Source organism: Candidatus Agathobaculum pullicola (assembly GCF_052117205.1).
GTDB classification, from domain to species: domain Bacteria; phylum Bacillota; class Clostridia; order Oscillospirales; family Butyricicoccaceae; genus Agathobaculum; species Agathobaculum pullicola.
Map to the genome: position 1 here is coordinate 1 of NZ_JBQKJP010000077.1, position 6,234 is coordinate 6,234.

A 6,234-nucleotide genomic window follows, 5' to 3' on the forward strand; every position below is an offset into this window, starting at 1 on the left:
GTACCTGCGCCAGTTCATCACTAAGCGCAGACATTGTCATCTGTTTATCCATGTTTTTATTATATCATGTCGGGCTGTATCACGCTTACTTTTTTGTGCGGTGTTGCCTTATAAATTAGATCGCGAAAAAACAGGGAATTAACGCAGAATTAAAAAACAATAGATATTTTTTAGTGCAGTCGCTGAGATGAAATCGTTTCCCGGTTCCACTTATTGTGAAAAGGCATACGCTGAATGGGAGGGATTTATGTGGTTACGATTAGTTTGTGCATGATTGTGAAAGAGGAAGAGGAGGTTCTTGCGCGGTGTTTGGATAGCGCGGCGGAGATTGCAGACGAGATAGTGGTTGTGGACACCGGATCGTCTGACCGAACAAAGGAAATTGCTGCACAGTACGGACGGGTTTTGAATTTTGAATGGTGTGATGACTTTGCTGCTGCGCGCAATTATTCGTTTGCGCAGGCAACAAAAGACTTCATCCTGTGGCTTGATGCGGATGATATCATCACACCAGAGGATAAAGGGCGATTTTTACAGCTGAAACAGGAACTGGATGAGACAACGGATGTGGTTATGCTGCCGTACCATACCGCTTTTGACGAGCGTGGCCGCCCGAGCTACACGTATTATCGAGAGCGTTTACTGCGGCGCGCGGCAGGTTTTCAATGGACAGGTGCGGTGCATGAATGTATTGCACCGTGCGGGAAAATTCTGTATGCAGACGCGGCAGTAACACATCGTAAAGAAAAAGTGTCGGACAGCGATCGCAATTTGAAGATTTATGAACGAATACTGTCGCGTGGCGAGCGTTTGGATACGCGTGGACAGTTTTATTATGCGCGTGAGCTGATGACGCATCGGAGATTCACGCAAGCGGTTTCGGCATTTGAGGATTTCTTGCATAGACCCGATAGCTGGGTCGAAAATCAGATTGAAGCGTGCAGAAATCTGGCAGATTGCCTATTGGAATCAGGGAACAGAGAGCGAGCACGGCAGGCACTGGTGCGCTCATTTGCGCTGGATAGCCCGCGCGCTGAAACCTGCTGCGCGCTTGCCGCCTTGGAAGTGGAGGACGGTAGGCTGGAACAGGGACGGTTCTGGTATGAAACCGCGCTGCGTGTTCCGTACGCAGAGCAAAATGGTGCTTTTGTCAAGCCGTTGTGCTATGGATATATTCCGTGTCTGGGATTGTGCATGTGCTGTGATCGGCTCGGGCGGTATGCAGAAGCAAAAGAATGGAATGAACGAGCTGCGGTATATTGTCCAGACTCTCCGGCGGTTGCTTACAATCGGCGGTATTTTGCAAGCATGCAGCGATAGCCGGTGGCAAGGGAAGCGGAAGAAGCATAGGCTGAAATGCCGAATGCTTTTTCGGCAAATTCCTCGAAAGGAAGAATGATATGTATCATCGCCCTCAATTCGGCGGATATGGCGATAGATATCGTGCATCTGACGAATGGATAGAACCGCTTTGCGGCGACTGTGGCGCAGAAGGCAGACGCGGCCCCACCGGCCCGACCGGCGCTATCGGTCCGGCTGGGCCGCGCGGTTACCGCGGTGAGCGCGGGCCAATGGGACCTATGGGTCCGCAGGGGCAGAGGGGCGCAACGGGAGCTACTGGAGCGACGGGTGCAACTGGAGCAACCGGCCAGCGTGGAAGCACTGGTTCCACTGGTGCAACCGGCCCGACGGGAGCTACTGGTCCAGCGGGTGGCCCGACCGGCCCGACAGGAGCAACGGGACCGAGCGGTGCGACAGGAGCAACGGGTCCGAGCGGCGCAACCGGCCCGACAGGTCCGACAGGTCCGACAGGTGCAACTGGCCCGAGCGGCGCAACCGGCCCGACAGGTCCGACAGGAGCAACTGGTCCGACTGGTCCAACCGGCCTGACAGGTCCGAGCGGTCCGACAGGAGCAACTGGCCCGACCGGCCCGACAGGTCCGACAGGCCCGAGTGGCGCAACGGGTCCGAGCGGCGCAACCGGCCCGACAGGTCCGACAGGAGCAACTGGCCCGACCGGCCCGACAGGTCCGACAGGCCCGAGTGGCGCAACGGGTCCGAGCGGCGCAACCGGCCCGACAGGTCCGACAGGAGCAACTGGTCCGACAGGAGCAACTGGCCCGAGCGGCGCAACCGGCCCAACGGGTCCGAGCGGTGCGACAGGTGCAACTGGCCCGAGCGGCGCAACCGGCCCAACAGGTCCGAGCGGCGCAACCGGTGCGACTGGTCCAACCGGCCCGAGCGGCCCAACTGGCCCAACTGGCCCAACTGGAAAAACGGGTCCAACAGGAGCAACTGGCCCAACCGGCCCGACAGGTCCGACCGGCCCAGCAGGTACAGGTACAGATGTGCAGTTGTTATCGGCCTATTCCACGCCGCCACAACCCGGCATCGGTCAAACGTCGTTGCTGTTTGACCAGAATGCGTTGTCTTATGGCACTGCTGTCAGTCATGCGGCAAACAGTCCGACCTTTACCATCAACCAACCAGGTGTTTATACCCTTGCGTTCCATGGAGGCTTTGCGCCTGCGAAAAGTGTTAGTTTTCCACTCAATCTCAGTACGGTTGCGCAGCTCAATGGTACAGGTTTGCCGGGGGGTGTGGCACAGTATAATTTTACCAACACAAACAATGTGGTGCATTTGGCGTTTACTGTGCCGTTTGCGGTCTCTTCTGTCCCGGCAACGCTGCAAATAGTCAGTACTGCGAAGGGGTTTTTGTACAGCAATATTTCCGCAACTGTGACCAGAAACGGCAGCATACCGAGCTAAAAGCATGTCTATTGACAAAAGCGTCTGCCCTTTGCAGGACCCGGCCGCGCAAACGGCCGGGTCCTGTGTTGCTTTTTGAATAAAAACGCTGAAAAAGTGTGAATTAATTCTGAAAAAGGAATAAATAGGTTCGACTTCTTATACGAGGTATGCTATACTACTATATATTCTATAAGTATCGGCCGGATGGAAAGCGCGGCATACAAAAAGAAGGGAAACGGCATGACAATTTTAACCTGCGAATGTGGAAATGAAATCTATATTATGGATGAAACCGGGGCAACTGCATGGCAATGTGATACATGTGGACAATGGTATGATTTTTTTGGTGTGAAAGTAGCGCCGCCCGGACAAAATGAATCCAAGCCTTCGCCACATTTGATTAACTGGAGCGCGGGAGAAGATTTGTAAAAGGGGAAAGAAATGATAAATAAACAGAAAATTGCGTTACTGACGGACTCTTGTGCGGATATCCCGCAGGACTTGGTGCGTCGGTATGATATCTATGTTGTGCCACTCAAGCTGATTTTTTCGGATGGTGAATATGCGGATGGTGTGGATATCACGCCTACTGAGGTCTATCGCAGATTGCCGCAGGAAATCCCTAAAACAACGCTGCCGGGCGGAGATATGGTGGAGCAGGCGTATGCGCGCATCAAGCAAGCTGGATATACTAAGGTGTTGGCGATTAACCTCTCCGGCGGTTTGAGCGGTACCGGAAATTTGGTGCGACTGATAGGCGAGCAGACCGTTGGGCTTGAGGTTGCGGCATTTGATACGTTGAGCGGTTCTCTGGGCATCGGAATGATGGTGATACAGGCGGCGCGCTGGATCGAAGAGGGATGGTCTTGGAATGAACTGCTGCGCGCCATGCCTGGGCTGATTCGGAATACGCATGTATTCTTCTGCATGGATACGTTGGAATACTTGCGAAAAGGTGGACGCATCGGGAAAATTGCAGCTGTGGCGGGAACACTGTTGCAAATCAAACCCATTATTTCCTTTGCACCGGATGGAGAGCTGACCAGTGTCGCTAAAATTCGCGGACGTAAGGCTGCAATGCAGAAGATGGTGCAGATGGCAACAGCGCTGGTGCCGCGAGGCGTGCCGTTCAATTTAGCGGTGGCACATGGAGATGCGCCGGCAGAACTCAAAGAGATACGTGAGATGGCGCAGAAAAGCCTGCCGGACTATCTGCATTTTTTAGAGGGCGAAATCGACTGCACATTGGGTGCGTATGTGGGGCCGCATCTGTTGGGCGTCGGCGTGCAAATGCTGACGGAAGCACTTCTTGCCGCAGGAAAAGAAAATTAACGGTACTGTAACTTTTGTATGATGGGTTTAATGCTATAATAAACCAATAGAGAACATATATAATCAATAATAGGTAGGAAGGAATGAACGGAAAATGACATATCAATCGGCGTACCGGACGACTTACCGGCGCCACAGACACCGTCGCCGTAACAGCCACTATGGCGTGCTGATCGCACTGATTCTGGTGGTGATTGTTGCGGTTCCGGTTGCGTTTCAAATTGTCAAAGAGGTATCCAGTGCGATTTTTGGTGGGGATCGGAATCAGCTGGTATACCAAGTCGACAATGCGCGTGCATTGACAGATGGCAAAATAGTTGATCTGGGTGGTGCGACGCCGTATCGGGACAGCAATGGAAACGTGTTTGTGTCGGTAAAATCGTTGTGCGACAATCTGGGACTGGAGCTGTCCTGGGACGAGAGCGGCAAAACCGCTGTTTTGACGGAGCGAAATGATACGCTTCGGATACAGGCGGATAGCAAAACCGCTCAGTTTAATGAAGAAACGAAAACCCTGTCGATTGCGCCCGTCATGAAGGATGGGACAGTCTTTGTGCCGGTGCACGATATCTGCCAGCTGTTCTCCTGGCAGGTAGGTGAGTTAGGCGTCGACATGGGTGATTTGGTTGTGGTTTCGCAATCCCAAAAGACGTTGGACGATGAAAAGCTGGGCAAGATTGCCGATGAAGCGCTATCCGAGCTTGGGCCGTCGGAAAAACAGCTTGCATCCGATAGTGTGCTCATGCGTACCAATTCAGATAAGCTGCAGTACCAAGGTGCGGTTCGGCAAATGAAGGAAAAGGGCGGGCATCGCGGTGTTTCCGTAGTAGAGCGGGATGGACTGCAATATGTGCCGCTCAGTGCAGCGATGAACGCATTGGGTGGAACGGCCTCCTTTGACGGAAGCAATGAGTGGACGGTAGAGTATAACGGCATCCAATCGACGATACAGGGTAACGGAAAAACAAAGGTAAACGGAGACCGTGTGCGAGGCGATGATATCAGCGCCTTTACAGACGGTGACAGCGGACGGTTTTATGTGTCTGCGCCGCTGTTTGCCGCGGTGCTGGGCAAAGCCTATACTGGGCTGGAGGATGGCGCGTTTGCTTTTGCCGTCACCTCACTGGATGGGTTTGATAGCCAGAAGGCCTATTTGTCCGGACAGACCAATGGGCTAACGCAGGCAGTTGCCTCGAATATTCCGGATGCTGATGTATATATTGCCCTGACGTTTGACGATGGACCGACCGGTGCAATCAAGGGCTATCCGAATGGCCTGACGGCATATTTACTGGATGGCTTGAAGGAACGCGGCGCACATGCAACCTTCTTCATGGTTGGTGACCGTGTCAATATGTTTAGCGGCACGATGTCACGGCTGGCGTCCGAAGGGCATGAGTTGGGCAACCATACAATGACGCATCCGATGCAGCACCTGACCGGACTAAAAAAAGATGGTATTGAGAAAGAAATTTCGTCCGCGACGAGTACGATCAATGAGAAGGCAGGGCAGTCCCCCACTGTGCTGCGTCCGGTTGGCGGCGGCGTAAACAGCGATGTTAAGGCGGTCGCCAAGGAATTGGGTCTGCCGATCATCAACTGGAATGTGGATACGCAGGACTGGAAAAACCGCAATAAGCAGAGCGTACACGATGCTATTGTGAATGCGGCGGATGGGTCGGTTGTTCTGATGCACGACCTGTATCCGACTTCGGTGGAAGGCGCGTTGTCAGCCATTGACGAGTTGCAAAGCCGCACGGATAAAACCTATGCGTTTGTCACGGTCTCTGAACTCGCAGCAGTTAAAGGAATTACGCTGGAGCCGGGTGTTGTGTATAATGGCTTGACCGATAAGGTTGCCAAGCAGATTGCGGACGGCACCTATGCGCCGACGGAATTCACCTGATCGCAAAGAAATACAAGTTAAGAGCAAACCCAAACAACCACCAGCACCATAGAAAAGTGCTGGTGGTTTTATTTAGAAGAAAAAAGCAGGCAGATGAAGTATCTGCCTGCTTTCATGATGTTGATGGGGAAATGGTGCTGTCAAGAATTATGCGCAAAAATGTTTGCAGATTCTGGCTGAATGAGGTCAGCCGGCAATAGAGACGTCTTCCAGAGCCGCCTCCAAGTGCTTCATATTCATGTA

At 53.0% G+C, this 6,234-nt stretch carries 5 protein-coding genes and 1 pseudogene; all 6 read left to right on the top strand.

The genetic code is table 11. The annotated features are described in order from the left end of the window. Positions 1 to 249 precede the first annotated feature (249 nt). The 6 genes and pseudogenes from ACTQ3V_RS15170 to ACTQ3V_RS15195 all read left to right on the top strand — a co-directional run bounded on the left by ACTQ3V_RS15170 (position 250) and on the right by ACTQ3V_RS15195 (position 5,991). A complete protein-coding gene (locus ACTQ3V_RS15170; protein WP_441468242.1) occupies positions 250 to 1,320 on the top strand; it encodes a glycosyltransferase family 2 protein in 1,071 nt (356 codons plus the stop codon). A 140-nt stretch (positions 1,321 to 1,460) separates the two neighbouring features. Continuing rightward, a pseudogene (locus ACTQ3V_RS15175) lies at positions 1,461 to 2,336 on the top strand (collagen-like domain-containing protein); the annotation flags it as partial. A gap of 12 nt (positions 2,337 to 2,348) precedes the next feature. After that, positions 2,349 to 2,771 (top strand): hypothetical protein, encoded by a 423-nt coding sequence (locus ACTQ3V_RS15180; RefSeq protein ID WP_441468246.1) that lies wholly within the window; start codon positions 2,349 to 2,351, stop codon positions 2,769 to 2,771. Between the two features lie 222 nt (positions 2,772 to 2,993). Beyond that, positions 2,994 to 3,182 (top strand): hypothetical protein, encoded by a 189-nt coding sequence (locus tag ACTQ3V_RS15185; protein WP_441468243.1) that lies wholly within the window; start codon positions 2,994 to 2,996, stop codon positions 3,180 to 3,182. A gap of 12 nt (positions 3,183 to 3,194) precedes the next feature. Continuing rightward, positions 3,195 to 4,085, top strand: coding sequence for a DegV family protein (locus ACTQ3V_RS15190; protein ID WP_441468244.1), 891 nt, complete (start codon positions 3,195 to 3,197; stop codon positions 4,083 to 4,085). A gap of 94 nt (positions 4,086 to 4,179) precedes the next feature. After that, positions 4,180 to 5,991: a polysaccharide deacetylase family protein gene (locus ACTQ3V_RS15195; protein WP_441468245.1), complete on the top strand. Its 1,812-nt coding sequence runs from the start codon at positions 4,180 to 4,182 to the stop codon at positions 5,989 to 5,991. Positions 5,992 to 6,234: the final 243 nt, after the last annotated feature.

What these genes read in the sequence shown, in the direction of transcription:
- ACTQ3V_RS15190 (WP_441468244.1), top strand. Translation starts at nt 3,195, where the DNA reads ATGATAAATAAACAGAAAATTGCGTTACTGACGGACTCTTGTGCGGAT.
- ACTQ3V_RS15185 (WP_441468243.1), top strand. Translation starts at nt 2,994, where the DNA reads ATGACAATTTTAACCTGCGAATGTGGAAATGAAATCTATATTATGGAT.
- ACTQ3V_RS15195 (WP_441468245.1), top strand. Translation starts at nt 4,180, where the DNA reads ATGACATATCAATCGGCGTACCGGACGACTTACCGGCGCCACAGACAC.